This window comes from Streptomyces sp. NPDC000983 (assembly GCF_040299205.1).
GTDB lineage: Bacteria > Actinomycetota > Actinomycetes > Streptomycetales > Streptomycetaceae > Streptomyces.
This window is the reverse complement of sequence record NZ_JBEPBM010000017.1, coordinates 10824-28573: the sequence shown is the minus strand read 5'-3', so window position 1 is coordinate 28573 and position 17750 is coordinate 10824. Positions and strand designations below refer to the sequence as shown.

The following is a 17750-nucleotide window of genomic DNA, read 5'->3' as shown; positions in this document are numbered from 1 at the left end:
CTCAGGACTCCTGGTTGAGGGAGACGAGCACGTCGTCCCCTTCGATCTTTACGGGGTATACGGGGACGGGGCGCGTCGCGGGAAGGCCGGACGGCTTGCCGGTGCGGAGGTCGAACGCGGAGCCGTGCAGCCAGCACTCGATCTGGCAGTCCTCCACCTCGCCCTCGGAGAGCGAGACGTTCGCGTGGGAGCAGATGTCGTGGATGGCGAACACCTCCCCCTCGGTACGGACGACCGAGACCGGCGTACCGTCGAGTTCCACCCGCTTCGGGGTGTCCTCCTCCAGCTCGCCCAGCCCGCAGACGCGTACGAAGGTCGTCATGCGACCGAAGCCTCCAGCTCCTCCTCGATCTTCGCGATGAGCCGCTCCTCGATGTCGTCGACACCGATCTGCTGAACGAGCTCGGCGAAGAATCCGCGGACGACGAGGCGGCGGGCCTCGTGCTGCGGGATGCCGCGGGACATCAGGTAGAAGAGCTGCTCGTCGTCGAAGCGGCCGGTCGCGGAGGCGTGGCCGGCTCCGACGATCTCGCCGGTCTCGATCTCCAGGTTGGGCACGGAGTCGACGCGGGCGCCGTCGGTGAGGACGAGGTTGCGGTTCATCTCGTAGGTGTCGGTGCCCTCGGCCTTGGCCTCGATCAGCACGTCACCGATCCACACCGCGTGTGCCTGCTCGCCCTGGAGCGCGCCCTTGTAGACGACGTTCGACTTGCAGTGCGGGGTGTCGTGGTCGACCAGGAGGCGGTGCTCCTGGTGCTGGCCGGCGTCGGTGAAGTACAGGCCGAACAGCTCGGCCTCGCCGCCGGTGCCCGCGTAGTTGACGCGCGGGTGCAGGCGTACGACGTCGCCGCCGAAGGTGACGACGACCGACTTGAAGCTCGCGTCCCGGCCGACCAGGGCGTTGTGCTGGGCGACGTGCACGGCCTTGTCGTCCCAGTCCTGGACGGAGACGACGGTCAGCTTGGCGCCGTCGCCGAGGACGAAGTCGACGTTGGCGGCGAGCACCGCGTCACCGGTGTGGTCGATGACCACGACGGCCTCGGCGAAGGCGCCGAGCTCGACGACCTGGTGGCCGAAGGCGGTGCCGCCCTCGCCGTGCACCGCGATGCGGATCGGCTCGGTGAGCACGGTCTCCTTGGGCACGGTCACCACGGAGGCCGCCTCGAAGGCGGAGTACGCCTGGGCCGCGACGCGGTCCACGGGGGTGCCCGCCCTGCCGAGCCGCGCGTCGTCCCGCCCGACGGTCTCGACGACGACACCCGCGGGCGCCTCGACGGTGACCTTCACGCCGTCACCGGTGGCGACGGCGGTGCCGTCGTGCAGGCCGCGCAGGCGCTCCAGCGGAGTGAAGCGCCACTCCTCCTCGCGTCCGTGCGGGACCGGGAAGTCGGCCACGTCGAAGGACGGCGGCGCGCTCATGCGCGTGGCGACGGTCGATTCGGCGGCCACCGCGATGGCGCCTGCGGTGGTGCTGCTGCCCACCGGGGAGTTCTGAGCCTCAGCCATGGCTGTCGGTCTGCTCTCTTTCCTGCGTCAGATTTCGCTAGCTGCTTGCGGTGCGGGCCGGATCTAGCCGACCGCGCCTTCCATCTGCAGCTCGATCAGCCGGTTGAGTTCGAGGGCGTACTCCATGGGCAGCTCCTTGGCGATGGGCTCGACGAAGCCGCGCACGATCATCGCCATCGCCTCGAACTCGGAGAGTCCGCGGCTCATCAGGTAGAAGAGCTGGTCCTCGGAGACCTTGGAGACGGTCGCCTCGTGGCCCATGGACACGTCGTCCTCGCGGACGTCCACGTAGGGGTAGGTGTCGGAGCGGGAGATGGTGTCGACGAGCAGCGCGTCGCACAGCACGTTCGACTTGGATCCGGCGGCGCCCTCGCCGATCTCGACGAGACCGCGGTAGGACGTACGGCCGCCACCGCGCGCCACGGACTTCGAGACGATGTTGGAGGAGGTGTTCGGCGCCATGTGGACCATCTTGGAGCCGGCGTCCTGGTGCTGGCCCTCGCCCGCGAAGGCGATGGACAGGGTCTCGCCCTTGGCGTGCTCGCCCATCAGGTAGACGGCCGGGTACTTCATCGTCACCTTGGAGCCGATGTTGCCGTCGATCCACTCCATGGTCGCGCCCTCGTACGCCACGGCGCGCTTGGTGACCAGGTTGTAGACGTTGTTCGACCAGTTCTGGATGGTCGTGTAGCGGCAGCGGGCGTTCTTCTTGACGATGATCTCGACGACCGCGGAGTGCAGCGAGTCCGACTTGTAGATCGGCGCGGTGCAGCCCTCGACGTAGTGCACGTAGGCACCCTCGTCGACGATGATCAGGGTCCGCTCGAACTGGCCCATGTTCTCCGTGTTGATACGGAAGTAGGCCTGGAGCGGGATCTCCACGTGGACGCCCGGCGGGACGTAGATGAAGGAGCCGCCGGACCACACGGCCGTGTTCAGCGACGCGAACTTGTTGTCGCCGACCGGGATGACGGTGCCGAAGTACTCCTTGAAGAGCTCCGGGTGCTCCTTCAGCGCGGTGTCGGTGTCCAGGAAGATGACGCCCTGCTCCTCCAGGTCCTCACGGATCTGGTGGTAGACGACCTCCGACTCGTACTGGGCGGCGACACCGGCGACGAGGCGCTGCTTCTCGGCCTCCGGGATGCCCAGCTTGTCGTAGGTGTTCTTGATGTCCTCGGGCAGGTCCTCCCAGGACTCCGCCTGCTTCTCGGTGGAGCGCACGAAGTACTTGATGTTGTCGAAGTCGATGCCGGAGAGGTCCGAGCCCCAGTTCGGCATGGGCTTCTTGTCGAACAGGCGCAGGCCCTTGAGACGGAGCTTGGTCATCCACTCCGGCTCGGACTTCTTCGCGGAGATGTCCTTGACGACGTCCTCGTCGATGCCGCGTCGCGCGGAAGCACCGGCCGTGTCGGAGTCCGCCCAGCCGTATTCGTACTTACCCAGGCCCTCGAGCTCGGGGTGGGCAGTCTCCTCGATGGGGAGAGTCATGCGGGGTTCCTCCCGGCCGTGCTTGCAGATGCGTTGTGTGTGGTGTGGGAAATCTTGGGGATGAACGTCGTGCAGACGCCGTCACCGTGCGCGATGGTCGCCAGTCGCTGGACGTGCGTTCCGAGCAGCTGGGAGAAGATCTCGGTCTCCGCCTCGCAGAGCTGCGGGAACTTTTCCGCGACGTGGGCGACGGGGCAGTGGTGCTGGCACAGCTGCTCGCCGACCGGTGCGCTGCGCGCCGTAGCAGCGTACCCGTCCGCGCTCAAGGCCTTGGCCAGGGCTTCGGTCCGCTCCTCGGGGGCGGCCGCCTCGACGGCCTCGCGGTACGCGGCGGCCTGCTCGGCGATCCTCGCGCGGGCGAAGGCGACGACGGCCTCGTCCCCGCCGAACCGCTCCTGGATCCAGCGCAGGGCGTCGGCGGCGAGCTTGTCGTACGACTGGTCGAAGGCGTCCCGGCCGCAGTCGGTGAGTGCGAAGACCTTCGCGGGGCGTCCCCGGGTGCGGGCTCCGTACACCCGCTGTTCGCGCGCGGCCACGACGTCCTCGGCGACGAGCGCGTCCAGGTGCCGTCGTACGGCGGCCGGCGTGAGCTCCAGCCGTCCGGCGAGCTCGGTGACGGTCGACGGGCCGTGGTCCAGGATGGACCGCGCGACCCGGTTGCGGGTGGACGTGTCCGAGCGCAACCCGGCCGCGAGCTCCTCATGGGACTCGCCGACGTTTTTCACAACGCCATTGTTGCGTAATTCCTCAGACTCGGGCAAGCCGCGTCCGAACCCGTGCACGGTGCCCTGCGTCACTTAGGTATACCTAATCTGACCTGCGCGAACGATCTTTGATCGATCAAACGGCGGGGTAATCCGGTAGCGTCCGCGGCCCGCTTCGGCAACACTGCCGACACATGTCGACACCCCCTCCGACCGGCCCACTCGTCACCCGGACGACCCTCGCCGACGGGCTTCGCAAGCTGGGGGTCATACCCGGCGAAACCCTCCTCGTGCACTCCTCGCTCAGCTCGCTGGGCTGGGTCTGCGGCGGAGCCGTCGCGGTCGTCCAGGGACTGCTGGACGCTCTGGGACCGGACGGCACCCTCGTGGTCCCCGCCCAGTCCGGCGACCTCTCCGACCCCGCGGTGTGGGGAAACCCGCCGGTGCCCGAGGAGTGGTGGGAGGCGATCCGCGCCTCGATGCCCGCCTACGACCCGCTCGTGACGCCCACCCGCGGCGTCGGCGTGGTCCCGGAGACCGTGCGGACCTGGCCCGGCGCCCGGCGCAGCGCCCATCCGCAGACCTCGTTCGCCGCCCTCGGAGCGCGCGCGGCACAGCTGATGGAGGGGCACGCCGCCGACTGCCGGCTCGGCGAGCGCAGCCCGCTGGCCCGGCTGGAGGCGCTAGGCGCCCGCGTGCTGCTGCTCGGCACCGGCTACGACACCTGCACCGGCTTCCACCTGGCCGAGTACCGCGTCCCGGCACCCCTGGTGAAGGTGGGCCGTCCGGGCCCCGCGGGCTGGGAGACGGTCACCGAGGTGTCCATCAGCTCGGACCGCTTCGACGAACTGGGACACGACTTCGAACGGGACCGTCCGGTCCTGCGCGCCCGGGTCGGCGCCGCCGAGGCACGCCTCTTCCCGCTGGCGGACGCGGTGGCCTACGCGTGCCGGTGGCTGGAGATCCACCGCCCCTTCGCCGAGGAGATCTGAACCCGGCGCTCCGGGCCACCGGGCGGCTACCTAGACTCTTGAGCCATGCGAACTGAGCCCGTGGTCCAGGTACAGGCCCTGGTGAAGCGGTACGGCACGAAGACCGCGGTGGACGGCCTGGACCTGGTGGCCCGGGCGGGGGTGACCGCCGTGCTCGGACCCAACGGCGCGGGCAAGACCACCACCGTCGAGACCTGCGAGGGATACCGCGCGCCCGACTCCGGGACCGTGCGGGTCCTCGGGCTCGACCCGGTCCGGGAGTCCGGCGCGCTGCGTCCCCGGATCGGCGTCATGCTCCAGTCCGGGGGTGTCTACTCGGGCGCCCGCGCCGAGGAGATGCTCCGCCACGTCGCCCGGCTGCACGCCCACCCCCTGGACGTGGCCGCCCTGATCGAGCGGCTGGGCCTCGGCGGCTGCGGCCGCACCTCCTACCGCCGGCTCTCCGGCGGGCAGCAGCAGCGCCTCGCGCTGGCGATGGCCGTGGTCGGCCGCCCGGAACTGGTGTTCCTGGACGAACCGACGGCCGGCCTCGACCCCCAGGCCCGCCGGGCCACCTGGGACCTGATCCGGGACCTGCGCGCGGACGGCGTCTCGGTGATCCTCACCACGCACCACATGGACGAGGCCGAGCAGCTCGCCGACGACGTGGCGATCATCGACGCGGGCCGGGTCGTCGCCCAGGGCTCCCCCGAGGAGCTGTGCCGCGGCGGCGCCGAGAACACCCTGCGCTTCGTCGGCCGCCCCGGCCTCGACGTCGCCTCCCTGCTCAAGGCCCTGCCCGCGGACAGCACGGCCGCGGAGGTGACCCCGGGCTCGTACCGGGTGGCCGGCAAGGTCGACCCCCAGCTGCTCGCCACCGTCACCTCCTGGTGCGCGCAGCACGGTGTGATGCCGGACCGCATCTCGGTGGAACGGCACACCCTGGAGGACGTTTTCCTGGAACTGACCGGCAGGGAGCTGCGTTCGTGACCACGGGTACCTACACCCCGAAGCCCGGAGCCGCCCCGCTCCCCCGCATGATCATGGCGCAGGCGGCGCTGGAGACGAGGATGCTCCTGCGCAACGGCGAGCAGCTGCTGCTCACCGTCGTGATCCCGACCCTGCTGCTGGTCCTGTTCAGCACCGTGGACGTCGTGGACACCGGCGAGGGCGAGGCCGTCGACTTCCTCGCCCCCGGCATCCTGGCACTCGCGGTGATGTCGACGGCGTTCACCGGCCAGGCCATCGCCACCGGCTTCGAGCGGCGCTACGGCGTCCTGAAGCGGCTGGCCTCCTCCCCGCTGCCGCGCTGGGGCCTGATGACCGCGAAGACCCTGTCGGTGCTGGTCACCGAGGTGCTTCAGGTGCTGCTGGTGACGGTGATCGCGCTCGCCCTCGGCTGGGACCCGCAGGGCGGCCCGCTGGCCGTCGTCCTGCTGCTGGTGCTGGGCACGGCCGCGTTCTCCGGGCTGGGCCTGCTGATGGCGGGCACCCTGAAGGCGGAGGTCACACTGGCCGCCGCCAACCTGGTCTTCCTGCTGCTGCTCGTCGGCGGCGGCGTGATCGTGCCGCTGGAGAAGTTCCCGCCGGCGGCCCAGGACGTGCTCGGTCTGCTGCCCATCACGGCGCTGTCGGAGGGGCTGCGGGACGTCCTGCAGCACGGGGCCGGGACGCCCTGGGGCGACCTGGGGATCCTCGCGGTGTGGGCGGTGGCCGGCCTGGCCGCGGCCGGCCGGTTCTTCCGCTGGGAGTAACCCCCTCGTGAAAGCGTGCACAAGCACGGGCCTACGATGGTCCGCGTGCCGAATCTGAACCGCGCCGACGCCCTCGCGGCCGTGCGCAACCCGCTCGCCTTCATCGCCGCACGCTGGACCCCCGATCCGAGGACGGTCCAGCGGGCGGCCCTCGTCGCGCTCGTCATGTCGGTGGTCATCGTGGTCACCGGCGGCGCGGTGCGGCTGACCGGCTCGGGCCTCGGCTGCCCGACCTGGCCGAAGTGCACCGAGGACTCGATCAACAACACCGCCGAGATGGGCATCCACGGCTACATCGAGTTCGGCAACCGGCTGCTGACCTATGTGCTGTGCGCCGCCGTCGGCTGGGCGATCATCGCCGCGCGCTCCGCGAAGCCGTACCGGCGCAGCCTGACCCGGCTGGGCTGGGCGCAGTTCTGGGTGGTGATGGGCAACGCGATCCTCGGTGGCATCGTGGTGCTCGTCGGCCTGAACCCGTACACGGTCGCCGCGCACTTCCTGCTCTCCTCGGTGCTGATCGCGGTCGCCACGGTGATGTGGCAGCGCACCCGGGAGGGCGACGACGCGCCCCGCCCGCTGGTCGGCAAGTCGGTGCAGCAGCTGGTCTGGGTGCTGACCGGGGTCACCGTGCTGCTGATCGCGGCCGGCACCGTGGTCACCGGCGCCGGCCCGCACGCGGGTGACTCCAGCGAGGTCGAGCGGATGCCGCTGGACTGGGAGACCGTGACCAAGCTGCACGCGGTCCTCGCCTGGATCGTGGTCACCCTCACCTTCGCCCTGTGGTTCGTGCTCAAGGCGGTCGACGCCCCCCGCGGCCCGCTCTCCCGCACCCGCGACCTCTTCGTGATCCTCCTCGCACAGGGCCTCATCGGGTACGTCCAGTACTTCACCGACCTCCCCGAGGTCCTGGTGGGAGCCCATATGTTCGGCTCCTGCCTGGTGTGGATCGCGACGGTACGGGTGCTGCTGTCGCTGCGCGAGCGGCCCCAGACGCAGCTCCCCGAGGTCCCCGCTCAGGCCGACGCGCTGAGCGCGTCGATGGCGGGCCCCAGGTAGTCCCGGGTCAGCCGGGCACGGCGCGCCGTCCACTCCTCCGTGGGCGGCGCGGGATCGCCGTAGCGGCGGCGTCGGATGTCGTCGACGACCTCGACCGGGGCGCCTAGGCCGGGCAGCAGGTCCAGGGCCTCCCGCTTGGAGATCAGCCGTCCCTCGCGCGCGGTGACGGTGGCGCGGGCAAGGGTGATCATCCCGAGGTCGACCCAGACGTCCCGGGTCCACAGGCGGGCCTTGTCGACGGCGGGCCGCCAGAACTCCCGCTGGTCGCGTACGACGAAGGCGCTCAGCTCACGGTCCGGCACCGTCGGCAGCAGCCCGGCGGGGCCGCGCCCGTGCAGGACCCGTCCGAAGGCGTGCAGCTCGCGCCGGGTCACGGGCGTGACCGGTCGTCTGAAGAGCTGTTGGTGCGCCCAGGTCAGATGGCTGCGCCCGGCGTCGTCCGCCGTGTCCGGCGTGAGATAGGTGCAGTGCAGCTGCGCCGCGAGCGGCTCGGACCGCAGCCGGGCGTGCAGCAGGGCGAGCTTCCACACGACGCCCGGTGTCACGGGAGCGGGCAGCACCGCGATCAGATCCAGGTCGCTGCGGCCCTCCTGGTAGTCGCCGCCGGCGAGCGAGCCGTGGGCCCAGACGGCCTGGGGGTCCAGAGCCGTCAGCGCGCGGACGAAGCGGTCGAGCAGCTCCTCTGTCTCCATCCGCCCAGTCTGTACGGCTCACCCCAGCCCGTACACCCGCCGGGCGTTGCCCGCGGCGATCAGCCCCGCCACCCGCTGCGCGTCCGTCAGCGACCACGCCCCGTCCGCGACCCAGGTGCCGAGCACCCGTCCCAGGGCCTCGCGGAACAGCCGGGCGCCGACGACGTGCAGCTCGGGGAGTTCCTGGGCGCCGCTGGAGAAGAGGATCTTGCCGAAGGGGGCGAGTTCCAGGATCTCCGCCAGCACCGTCGCGGCGCGGGCGCCGGTGCGCACCAGGGCGGCGCCGGAGTCGGTGTAGACGTGCGGGAAGACGCCGGCCAGATGGGCGGCGTGCCGGTGGTAGGGGTAACAGTGGAGCAGGATCAGGTCGGTGCCGAGGCCCGCCGTGGCGCGGACGAAGTCCGTGAGCAGGACCGGGTCCGTACGGTCGATGCGCAGGCCCGGCTCGCCGAGGCCCGCGTGCAGTTGCAGCGGCAGACCCGAGGCGACGGCGCTCCACAGCAGATGCCGTAACAGCACCGGGTCGGTCAGTTCGCCGCCCACCCGCCGCCCGGCCAGCCAGCGCCCGGCCGCGCCGCGCACCTCGCCCGGCCCCGGCGGTTCGGGGGCCAGCGCCAGACCGTGCCGTACCCCCGCCACCGAGGTGAAGGCGACGGCGTGGCCGGCGGCGGCGTGCACCGACTCGGCGAGGTTGGCGAGGAAGGACTCCACGGTGCCGGAGGTGTCGGCGACCTGTTCGGCGAGGAGTTCCAGGCGGACGATCTCGTGCGCCCGCGCCTGGCCGGCCGAGGCGAGTTCCTCGGGGCCGGTGAGGTCGCCCGGCAGCCCGGTGTCGACGAGATAGGTCGTGATGCCGCTGCCGCGCAGCAGCCGCCGGCCCGCCTCCAGGACGCCGAGTTCACGACGGCGGGCCAGGTAGCGGGCGGGCAGGCAGTGCGGTTCCAGACCGAGCAGCGGCGGGCACCAGCGCCGTACGGCGAAACCCGTCTGGGTGTCGAAGAGGGTGGTGCCGGGCGCGGGCGGGCCCTCGGTGCGGGCGAGACGGGCCTCGAACGTGCCGAGGCCCAGCTCCGTGCGCAGCACCCCGTGGCAGTACTGGTCCACGAGGGACGGCGTTTCGATCATCCGGTCACTCCCCGCGCTCGCCTTTACGGGGCTTAACGGGTGAACCGGGCTTTCAGGTGTGGGGAGGCGGCGGCTTCCTCAGCCGTTGCTCGGGCCGCCGATCTGGATCCCGGCCATCCGGGACCACTCGTACGGGCCGGTCCGCACCTTGGCGGCGAACTCCCCGTCGAACTCTTCGTGAACGGTGATCTCCGCCTTGCGCACCGCCTCTTCGGCGATCCGGTAGGTGGGGGCCACCAGGTTGCCCCACTCGCCGTCCGCGCCGACCAGGGCGATCCGGGCGCCGCGCTCGCCGAGGTAGGCCACCTGGCCCTCGGCGCCGCCGTGTGCCTTGGAGAAGGCGCTGATCTGCTTGGCCAGCTTGGCCGCCCGGCGCTCGGCCTTCGCGTCAACCGCTTGCGTGTCTGCCATGGCCAGGATGCTACCGACGGGTAGATCAAAGGGCGACGGGTGGGGTGAGTGACCCGTGTCTCGGACCTGCGTTCCCGTGCTCGCCCCGGCGGGGGATCAGCGCAGGAAGGGGTCCACCGCGACCGCGACGAAGAGCAGCGAGACGTAGGTGATGGACCAGTGGAACAGCCGCATCTCCTTCAGCTTCCCGCCCGTGACCTCGGCCTTCGCCCGGTTCTGCAGGGCGTGCGCCTCCCACAGCCACCAGCCGCCGGCCACCAGGGCCACCAGGGTGTAGAACCAGCCGGTGTAGCCGAGCGGGGTCAGCAGCAGCGAGACCGCGACCATGACCCAGCTGTAGAGCACGATCTGCTTGGCGACGACCTTGTTGGAGGCGACGACCGGGAGCATCGGCACGCCGACCCGGGCGTAGTCGTCCTTTACCTTCATGGACAGCGGCCAGTAGTGCGGCGGTGTCCAGAAGAACATCACCAGGAAGAGGATGACCGGCGCCCACGACAGCGAGTTCGTGACCGAGGACCAGCCGATCAGCACCGGCATACAGCCCGCGATACCGCCCCAGACGATGTTCTGGGAGGTGCGGCGCTTGAGGATCATCGTGTAGACGACCACGTAGAAGAGGAGCGCGCCGAGGGCGAGCCAGGCCGACAGCCAGTTGACGGCGAGGCCGAAGAGCAGGGTGGAGACGACCGCGAGGGTGATGCCGAAGGCCAGGCACTCCCGCGGGCTGACCATGCCGGTGACCAGCGGACGCTGCGAGGTGCGGTCCATCAGCGCGTCGATGTCGCGGTCGATGTACATGTTCAGCGCGTTGGCGCCGCCCGCGGAGAGGTAGCCGCCGAGGCAGGTGAGCAGCACGAGCTGCAGATCGGGCACGCCCTGCTCCGCCAGGAACATCACCGGAACGGTGGTGATCAGCAGCAGCTCGATGATCCGCGGCTTGGTCAGCGCGACGAACGCCATGACCCTGGCCCCGATCGGCCGCCGACTCGGGCTCTGGCTCGTCCCGACAATCCCCGGTGGACGGGATTCAACGGCCGTCACGCACACCCCTGACAGAGACATCCCAGCAAGCCCGCCCGTGTGAAGTCCGGGTAAAGGCTCGCGCGTACCACGCCACTGTAGACGTTGCCCAGACCCGGACATTCGCGGGGGTGGCCTCGTGTTGGGGAGCACCGCTGGAAGAGCCGATCGCGACTCGATTGAGCACTCGTTCGAGCGGCTCCGTATTCAGTTGCCGAACACGGAACGGGCCAGTCGGGAGGCGGATACCGGCTAGTCCCGGCAGTCTGGAATGACTCGAAAAAACGCACGTACATACGGGGGTAGGCTCGACAACGTCCGGGGCGCCCCGTGCACCGGCATTCGACAATGCGTGACATGTGGAGAGGAGCCCTGACCCAGGGTGAGCACCAAGCCGACCACCACAGACCTCGAGTGGACCGAGCTGGACCAGCGGGCCGTTGACACCGCCCGCGTCCTGGCCGCCGACGCCGTACAGAAGGTCGGCAACGGCCATCCCGGTACGGCGATGAGCCTTGCGCCCGCCGCGTACACCCTCTTCCAGAAGGTGATGCGGCACGACCCCGCGGACGCGGACTGGGTCGCCCGGGACCGCTTCGTGCTGTCCGCGGGACACTCGTCCCTGACCCTCTACACCCAGCTCTACCTGGCCGGTTTCGGCCTGGAGCTGGACGATCTGAAGTCGTTCAGGACCTGGGGCTCGAAGACGCCCGGTCACCCCGAGTACGGCCACACCGTGGGCGTCGAGACCACCACGGGCCCGCTCGGCCAGGGTGTCGCCAACGCGGTGGGCATGGCGATGGCCGCCCGCTACGAGCGCGGTCTGTTCGACCCGGAGGCTCCCACCGGCGAGTCCCCCTTCGACCACTACGTCTTCTGCATCGCCGGTGACGGCTGCCTGCAGGAGGGCATCTCCGCCGAGGCGTCCTCGCTCGCCGGACACCAGCGACTGGGCAACCTGGTCCTGCTGTGGGACGACAACCACATCTCGATCGAGGGCGACACCGAGACGGCCGTCTCCGAGGAGGTCACCGCCCGGTACGAGGCGTACGGCTGGCATGTGCAGCGCGTCGAGCCCCAGGCCAACGGCGACCTCGACCCGGCCGCGATCTTCGAGGCCGTGCAGAAGGCCAAGGCCGTCACCGACCGGCCGTCGTTCATCGCGATGCGCTCGATCATCGCCTGGCCGGCCCCGAACGCCCAGAACACCGAGGCCGCGCACGGCTCGGCGCTCGGCGGCGACGAGGTCGCGGCCACCAAGCGGGTCCTCGGCTTCGACCCGGAGCAGAGCTTCGAGGTCTCCGACGAGGTCATCGGCCACACCCGCCAGGCGCTGGAGCGCGGCCGTCAGGCCAAGGCGGAGTGGGAGAAGTCGTTCCAGGAGTGGCGCAACAACAATCCGGAGCGCGCCGCCGAGTTCGACCGGATCAACGCCGGCGAGCTGCCCGAGGGCTGGGAGGAGAAGCTCCCGGTGTTCGAGCCCGGCAAGGGTGTCGCCACCCGTGCCGCGTCCGGCAAGGTGCTCCAGGCGCTCGGCCCGGTCATCCCGGAGCTGTGGGGCGGCTCGGCCGACCTGGCCGGCTCGAACAACACCACGATCGACAAGACGTCGTCCTTCCTCCCGGCGGACAACCCGCTCCCGGAGGCCGACCCGTACGGCCGCACGATCCACTTCGGTATCCGCGAGCACTCCATGGCCGCGGAGATGAACGGCATCACGCTGCACGGCAACACCCGCGTCTACGGCGGCACCTTCCTGGTGTTCTCCGACTACATGCGCAACGCCGTGCGCCTGTCGGCCCTGATGCACCTGCCGGTGACGTACGTGTGGACGCACGACTCCATCGGTCTCGGTGAGGACGGCCCGACCCACCAGCCGGTCGAGCACCTCGCCTCGCTGCGCGCGATCCCGGGTCTGAACGTGGTCCGCCCCGCGGACGCCAACGAGACCGCCATCGCCTGGCGGGAGATCCTCAAGCGGTACACGAAGGTCTTCGGCAAGGGTGCCCCGCACGGTCTGGCGCTGACCCGGCAGGGCGTGCCGACGTACGAGCCCAACGAGGACGCCGCCAAGGGCGGCTACGTGCTGTTCGAGGCGTCGACCGGGACACCCGAGGTGATCCTGATCGCCACCGGCTCCGAGGTGCACGTGGCCGTGGAGGCGCGTGAGCGGCTGGAGGCCGACGGGGTCGCGACCCGCGTCGTGTCGATGCCGTCGGTGGAGTGGTTCGAGGAGCAGGACCAGGGGTACCGGGACAGCGTCCTGCCGCCCTCGGTCCGGGCGCGTGTCGCGGTGGAGGCCGGTATCGGACTCACCTGGCACAAGTACGTCGGGGACGCCGGCCGCATCGTTTCCCTGGAGCACTTCGGTGCTTCGGCCGACGGCAAGGTGCTCTTCGAGGAGTACGGCTTCACTGCCCAGAACGTGGCCGCCCAGGCGCGGGAATCCCTCGCCGCCGCCCGGCGCTGACGCTGACATACGACACGTAGGAGATGTAATTCCATGACAGACGCACTCAAGCGCCTCTCCGAGGAGGGCGTCGCGATCTGGCTGGACGACCTGTCGCGCAAGCGGATCACGTCCGGCAACCTCGCCGAGCTGATCGACCAGCAGCACGTCGTGGGCGTCACCACCAACCCGTCGATCTTCCAGAAGGCCATCTCGCAGGGCGACGGCTACGAGCAGCAGCTGTCGGACCTCGCCGCCCGCAAGGTGACCGTCGAAGAGGCGGTCCGCATGATCACCACGGCGGACGTCCGGGACGCCGCCGACATCCTGCACCCGGTCTTCGAGGCGACCGGCGGACAGGACGGCCGGGTGTCGATCGAGGTCGACCCGCGGCTCGCGCACCACACCCGGGCGACCGTCGCCGAGGCCAAGCAGCTGGCCTGGCTGGTCGACCGCCCCAACACGCTGATCAAGATCCCGGCCACCCGGGCGGGCCTGCCGGCGATCACCGAGGTGATCGGCAACGGCATCAGCGTCAACGTGACCCTGATCTTCTCGCTGGAGCGGTACCGCGAGGTCATGGACGCGTACATCGCGGGTCTGGAGAAGGCCCGGGAGAAGGGGCTGGACCTCTCCCTGATCCACTCGGTGGCGTCCTTCTTCGTGTCCCGTGTGGACACCGAGATCGACAAGCGGATCGACGCGCTCGGCACCCCCGAGGCCAAGGCCGCCCGCGGCAAGGCCGGCGTCGCCAACGCGCGTCTGGCCTACCAGGCGTACGAGGAGGTGTTCGCCACCGACCGCTGGAACGCGCTGGAGAAGGCGGGCGCCAACAAGCAGCGTCCGCTGTGGGCCTCCACCGGTGTGAAGGACCCTGCCTACAAGGCGACCCTGTACGTCGACGAGCTGGTGGCGCCGAACACGGTCAACACCATGCCGGAGGCCACGCTGCAGGCCACCGAGGAGGGCGGCGAGATCCGCGGCAACGCGGTCGCCGGCACCTACGAGCAGGCCCGCGCCGAGCTCGACGCCGTCGAGAAGCTCGGGATCGCCTACGACGACGTGGTGCAGCTGCTGGAGGACGAGGGCGTCGAGAAGTTCGAGGCGTCCTGGAACGACCTGCTCAAGTCGACCGAGGCGGAGCTGGAGCGCCTCGCCCCCTCGGAGGGCTGACACCTTGGCCCCAATTTCCGGTTCCGGAGCGAATCCGCTCCGTGACCCCGCCGACCGACGGCTCCCGCGCATCGCGGGGCCGTCGGGCCTGGTGATCTTCGGCGTCACGGGCGATTTGTCACGAAAGAAGCTCATGCCCGCGGTGTACGACCTCGCGAACCGGGGTCTGCTGCCGCCGGGCTTCTCGCTGGTCGGCTTCGCCCGGCGGGAGTGGGCCCACGAGGACTTCGCACAGGAGGTCCACGACGCGGTCAAGGAGCACGCCCGCACCCCCTTCCGCGAGGAGGTCTGGCACCAGCTCATCCAGGGCATGCGGTTCGTCCAGGGCACCTTCGACGACGACGACGCCTTCGAGCGGCTGCGCGGCACCATCGAGGAGCTGGACAAGGCGCAGGGCACCGGAGGCAACTTCGCCTTCTACCTGTCCGTGCCGCCGCGTTCCTTCCCGGTGGTCATCCAGCAGCTGAAGAAGCACGGTCTCGCCGAGCAGACGGGCGGCTCCTGGCGGCGCGCGGTCATCGAGAAGCCCTTCGGGCACGACCTCGCCTCGGCCGAGGAGCTCAACCAGGTCGTGCACGAGGTGTTCGCGCCGGACCAGGTCTTCCGGATCGACCACTACCTGGGCAAGGAGACCGTCCAGAACATCCTGGCGCTGCGCTTCGCCAACACGATGTTCGAGCCGATCTGGAACCGGTCCTTCGTGGACCATGTCCAGATCACGATGGCCGAGGACATCGGCATCGGCGGCCGGGCCGGCTACTACGACGGCATCGGCGCGGCGCGGGACGTCATCCAGAACCACCTGCTCCAGCTGATGGCCCTGACGGCCATGGAGGAGCCCGCCTCCTTCGACGCGGACGCGCTGGCCGCGGAGAAGACCAAGGTCCTCGGCGCGGTACGGCTGCCGAAGGAGCTGGGCCGGGACACCGTGTTCGCGCAGTACGCGGCCGGCTGGCAGGGCGGCGAGAAGGCGGTCGGCTACCTCCAGGAGGAGGGCATCGACCCCAAGTCGAAGACCGACACCTACGCCGCGATCAAGCTGTCGGTGGACAACCGCCGCTGGGCGGGCGTCCCCTTCTACCTGCGCACCGGCAAGCGGCTGGGCCGCCGGGTCACCGAGATCGCGGTGGTCTTCCAGCGGGCGCCGCACTCCCCCTTCGACCACACGGCGACGGAGGAGCTGGGCAAGAACGCGATCGTGATCCGCGTCCAGCCGGACGAGGGCGTCACGGTCCGCTTCGGGTCCAAGGTGCCGGGCACCTCGATGGAGATCCGGGACGTGTCCATGGACTTCGCCTACGGGGAGTCCTTCACGGAGTCCAGCCCCGAGGCGTACGAGCGGCTGATCCTGGACGTCCTGCTCGGCGACTCGAACCTCTTCCCGCGCACCGAGGAGGTCGAGCTGTCCTGGAAGATCCTCGACCCGATCGAGCGGTACTGGGACAAGCACGGCTCACCGGCCCAGTACCCGGCCGGCACCTGGGGTCCCGTCGAGGCGGACGAGATGCTGGAGCGAGACGGACGGAGCTGGCGCAGGCCATGAAGATCGACCTGACCGACACCACCGCCAGCAAGATCAACAAGGCCCTTGTGAAGGGGCGCCGGGCCATCGGCACCCCTGCCGTCGGCATGGTGCTCACGCTGGTCATCGTCACGGACGAGGAGAACGCCTACGACGCTCTCAAGGCCGCGAACGACGCCTCGCGCGAGCACCCCTCGCGCACGATCGTGGTCATCAAGCGCGTCTCGCGCTCGCCCCGCGACCGCACGAAGTCCCGCCTGGACGCCGATGTGCGGGTGGGCGCGGACGCCGGCACCGGCGAGACGATCGTGCTGCGCCTGTACGGCGAAGTGATCGACCACGCCCAGTCGGTGGTCCTGCCGCTGCTGCTGCCGGACGCCCCGGTGGTGGTCTGGTGGCCGGTGAACGCACCGCTCGACCCGGCCAGCGACCCGCTGGGCGCGCTCGGCCAGCGCCGGGTGACCGACACCTACGCCTCCGAGCAGCCGGTACGGGACCTGGAGGCCCGCTCGGGCACCTACACCCCCGGTGACACGGACCTGTCGTGGACCCGCATCACGCCCTGGCGCTCGATGCTGGCCGCGGCCCTGGACCAGGTCGCCTGCGAGGTCAAGGGTGTCGAGGTGGAGGGCGAGGAGTTCAACCCGAGCTGCGAGCTGCTGGCGATGTGGCTCGCGGACCGGCTCGACGTCCCCGTCAAGCGGTCGCTGTCCTCGGGCCCCGGTCTGACGGCCGTCCGGATGGCCACCGACTGCGGTCCGATCGTCCTGGACCGGGCGGACGGTTCGCTGGCCACCCTGTCCATCGAGGGCCAGCCGGACCGCGCGGTCGCGCTCAAGCGGCGGGAGACCGCCGAGCTGATCGCGGAGGAGCTGCGCCGGCTGGACCCGGACGACACCTACGCCTCGGCGCTGCGGTTCGGGGTGGGGCGGCTGGCCGCGGAGCCTGCGGCTGCCGTCGGCTCCGCGGAGTCGGCCGAGGCGGCTGAGCCGGCTGAGTCTGCTGAGTCGGCGCCTGCGGCCCGGAAGGCCGCGAAGAAGGCTCCGGCGAAGAAGGCGGCAGCGAAGTGAGTACTCCGCAACTGGTCGTGCACCGCGACAAGGAGCTGATGGCGCAGGCCGCGGCGGCCCGGCTGATCACGAAGATCGTGGACGCCCAGGCCTCCCGGGGCCACGCGTCCGTGGTCCTCACCGGCGGCCGCAACGGCAACGGGCTGCTGGCCGCGCTGGCCGAGGCCCCGGCCCGGGACGCCGTCGACTGGGGGCGTCTGGACCTGTGGTGGGGCGACGAGCGGTTCCTGCCGGAGGGCGACCCGGAGCGCAATGTCACGCAGGCCCGTGCGGCCCTGCTGGACAAGGTGGCCCTGGACCCCGAGCGCGTGCACGCCATGCCCGCCTCGGACGGTCCGCTCGGCGCGGACGTGGACGCCGCCGCGGCCGCCTACGCCGAGGAGCTGGCGCGGGCGGCGGGGCCCGAGAACCATGGCGCCGTGCCCGTGTTCGACGTCCTGATGCTGGGCGTCGGTCCGGACACGCATGTGGCGTCGCTGTTCCCGGAGCTTCCCGCGGTGCGGGAGACCGAGCGGACGGTGGTCGGGGTGCACGGTGCGCCGAAGCCGCCGCCGACCCGGGTCACTCTCACGCTTCCGGCGATCCGGGCGGCGCGTGAGGTGTGGCTGCTGGCGGCGGGCGAGGACAAGGCGGAGGCCGCGGCCATCGCCCTGTCGGGCGCCGGTGAGATCCAGGCGCCGGCGGCGGGGGCGTACGGCAGACAGCGCACCCTGTGGCTACTGGACGCCCCAGCAGCCTCCCAACTCCCCCGCGCCCTGTACCCCCCGTCCTCCCCGTGAGCCGGGGCGGCGAGGACTGAATCCGCC

The 17750-nt window shown here is 70.7% G+C and carries 17 protein-coding genes; 9 read left to right on the top strand and 8 right to left on the bottom strand.

The genetic code is table 11. The features are described 5' to 3' along the window. Window position 1: 1 nt before the first annotated feature. The 4 genes from ABT296_RS20570 to ABT296_RS20555 form a co-directional block, all read right to left on the bottom strand. On the bottom strand, window positions 2-322 hold the full coding sequence (locus tag ABT296_RS20570) for a non-heme iron oxygenase ferredoxin subunit (protein WP_351929291.1): 321 nt from the start codon (window positions 320-322) through the stop codon (window positions 2-4). Then, the gene (gene sufD, locus ABT296_RS20565; RefSeq protein ID WP_351929289.1) at window positions 319-1506 is read right to left on the bottom strand and encodes a Fe-S cluster assembly protein SufD; all 1188 of its coding nucleotides are present in this window, start codon (window positions 1504-1506) and stop codon (window positions 319-321) included. The genes ABT296_RS20570 and sufD overlap by 4 nt, the downstream gene beginning before the upstream one ends. Before the next feature lie 63 nt (window positions 1507-1569). Next, on the bottom strand, window positions 1570-2994 hold the full coding sequence (sufB, locus tag ABT296_RS20560) for a Fe-S cluster assembly protein SufB (protein WP_351929287.1): 1425 nt from the start codon (window positions 2992-2994) through the stop codon (window positions 1570-1572). Beyond that, window positions 2991-3719, bottom strand: coding sequence for a helix-turn-helix transcriptional regulator (locus ABT296_RS20555; RefSeq protein ID WP_351929285.1), 729 nt, complete (start codon window positions 3717-3719; stop codon window positions 2991-2993). Before ABT296_RS20555 ends, sufB begins: the two co-directional genes overlap by 4 nt. Before the next feature lie 173 nt (window positions 3720-3892). Here ABT296_RS20555 and ABT296_RS20550 point away from each other — a divergent pair, with 173 nt between their 5' ends. The 4 genes from ABT296_RS20550 to ABT296_RS20535 are packed head-to-tail and all read left to right on the top strand — an operon-like array spanning window position 3893 to window position 7479. Next, entirely contained in the window at window positions 3893-4690 is a 798-nt protein-coding gene (locus ABT296_RS20550; protein WP_351929283.1) for an AAC(3) family N-acetyltransferase, read from the top strand. Between the two features lie 45 nt (window positions 4691-4735). Next, on the top strand, window positions 4736-5659 hold the full coding sequence (locus ABT296_RS20545) for an ABC transporter ATP-binding protein (RefSeq protein ID WP_351929281.1): 924 nt from the start codon (window positions 4736-4738) through the stop codon (window positions 5657-5659). 47 nt (window positions 5660-5706) lie between these two features. Then, window positions 5707-6423: an ABC transporter permease gene (locus ABT296_RS20540; protein ID WP_351929569.1), complete on the top strand. Its 717-nt coding sequence runs from the start codon at window positions 5707-5709 to the stop codon at window positions 6421-6423. 36 nt (window positions 6424-6459) lie between these two features. Next, window positions 6460-7479 (top strand): COX15/CtaA family protein, encoded by a 1020-nt coding sequence (locus ABT296_RS20535; RefSeq protein ID WP_351929279.1) that lies wholly within the window; start codon window positions 6460-6462, stop codon window positions 7477-7479. Here ABT296_RS20535 and ABT296_RS20530 read toward each other — a convergent pair. The 4 genes from ABT296_RS20530 to ABT296_RS20515 all read right to left on the bottom strand — a co-directional run bounded on the left by ABT296_RS20530 (window position 7437) and on the right by ABT296_RS20515 (window position 10757). Next, on the bottom strand, window positions 7437-8171 hold the full coding sequence (locus ABT296_RS20530) for a nucleotidyltransferase domain-containing protein (protein WP_351929277.1): 735 nt from the start codon (window positions 8169-8171) through the stop codon (window positions 7437-7439). The two genes, ABT296_RS20535 and ABT296_RS20530, sit on opposite strands and share 43 nt — an antisense overlap. 18 nt (window positions 8172-8189) lie before the next feature. Next, window positions 8190-9296 carry an amidohydrolase family protein gene (locus ABT296_RS20525; protein ID WP_351929275.1) on the bottom strand — a complete coding sequence of 369 codons (1107 nt, stop codon included), beginning with the start codon at window positions 9294-9296 and terminating at the stop codon, window positions 8190-8192. A 78-nt stretch (window positions 9297-9374) separates the two neighbouring features. After that, window positions 9375-9707, bottom strand: a complete 333-nt coding sequence (locus ABT296_RS20520; protein WP_351929273.1) for a hypothetical protein — start codon at window positions 9705-9707, stop codon at window positions 9375-9377. Between the two features lie 96 nt (window positions 9708-9803). Then, window positions 9804-10757, bottom strand: coding sequence for a heme o synthase (locus ABT296_RS20515; RefSeq protein ID WP_351929567.1), 954 nt, complete (start codon window positions 10755-10757; stop codon window positions 9804-9806). 355 nt (window positions 10758-11112) lie between these two features. Here ABT296_RS20515 and tkt point away from each other — a divergent pair, with 355 nt between their 5' ends. Genes tkt through pgl form a run of 5 tightly spaced genes read left to right on the top strand, consistent with a single transcriptional unit; the run spans window position 11113 to window position 17723 of the window. Then, window positions 11113-13200, top strand: coding sequence for a transketolase (gene tkt, locus ABT296_RS20510; RefSeq protein ID WP_351929271.1), 2088 nt, complete (start codon window positions 11113-11115; stop codon window positions 13198-13200). 33 nt (window positions 13201-13233) lie between these two features. Then, entirely contained in the window at window positions 13234-14352 is a 1119-nt protein-coding gene (tal, locus tag ABT296_RS20505) for a transaldolase (RefSeq protein WP_351929269.1), read from the top strand. Between the two features lie 13 nt (window positions 14353-14365). Continuing rightward, window positions 14366-15895 (top strand): glucose-6-phosphate dehydrogenase, encoded by a 1530-nt coding sequence (gene zwf, locus ABT296_RS20500; RefSeq protein ID WP_502977295.1) that lies wholly within the window; start codon window positions 14366-14368, stop codon window positions 15893-15895. Beyond that, window positions 15892-16944: a glucose-6-phosphate dehydrogenase assembly protein OpcA gene (gene opcA / locus ABT296_RS20495; RefSeq protein ID WP_351929265.1), complete on the top strand. Its 1053-nt coding sequence runs from the start codon at window positions 15892-15894 to the stop codon at window positions 16942-16944. The genes zwf and opcA overlap by 4 nt, the downstream gene beginning before the upstream one ends. Then, window positions 16941-17723, top strand: a complete 783-nt coding sequence (gene pgl / locus ABT296_RS20490) for a 6-phosphogluconolactonase (RefSeq protein ID WP_351929263.1) — start codon at window positions 16941-16943, stop codon at window positions 17721-17723. The genes opcA and pgl overlap by 4 nt, the downstream gene beginning before the upstream one ends. Window positions 17724-17750 lie beyond the last annotated feature (27 nt).

Bases quoted from the DNA above. Each gene is read 5' to 3' on its own strand.
- ABT296_RS20570 (WP_351929291.1), bottom strand. From the start codon at position 322: ATGACGACCTTCGTACGCGTCTGCGGGCTGGGCGAGCTGGAGGAGGAC.
- sufD (WP_351929289.1), bottom strand. From the start codon at position 1,506: ATGGCTGAGGCTCAGAACTCCCCGGTGGGCAGCAGCACCACCGCAGGC.
- sufB (WP_351929287.1), bottom strand. From the start codon at position 2,994: ATGACTCTCCCCATCGAGGAGACTGCCCACCCCGAGCTCGAGGGCCTG.
- ABT296_RS20550 (WP_351929283.1), top strand. From the start codon at position 3,893: ATGTCGACACCCCCTCCGACCGGCCCACTCGTCACCCGGACGACCCTC.
- ABT296_RS20545 (WP_351929281.1), top strand. From the start codon at position 4,736: ATGCGAACTGAGCCCGTGGTCCAGGTACAGGCCCTGGTGAAGCGGTAC.
- ABT296_RS20540 (WP_351929569.1), top strand. From the start codon at position 5,707: ATGATCATGGCGCAGGCGGCGCTGGAGACGAGGATGCTCCTGCGCAAC.
- ABT296_RS20535 (WP_351929279.1), top strand. From the start codon at position 6,460: ATGGTCCGCGTGCCGAATCTGAACCGCGCCGACGCCCTCGCGGCCGTG.
- ABT296_RS20530 (WP_351929277.1), bottom strand. From the start codon at position 8,171: ATGGAGACAGAGGAGCTGCTCGACCGCTTCGTCCGCGCGCTGACGGCT.
- ABT296_RS20525 (WP_351929275.1), bottom strand. From the start codon at position 9,296: ATGATCGAAACGCCGTCCCTCGTGGACCAGTACTGCCACGGGGTGCTG.
- ABT296_RS20520 (WP_351929273.1), bottom strand. From the start codon at position 9,707: ATGGCAGACACGCAAGCGGTTGACGCGAAGGCCGAGCGCCGGGCGGCC.
- tal (WP_351929269.1), top strand. From the start codon at position 13,234: ATGACAGACGCACTCAAGCGCCTCTCCGAGGAGGGCGTCGCGATCTGG.
- opcA (WP_351929265.1), top strand. From the start codon at position 15,892: ATGAAGATCGACCTGACCGACACCACCGCCAGCAAGATCAACAAGGCC.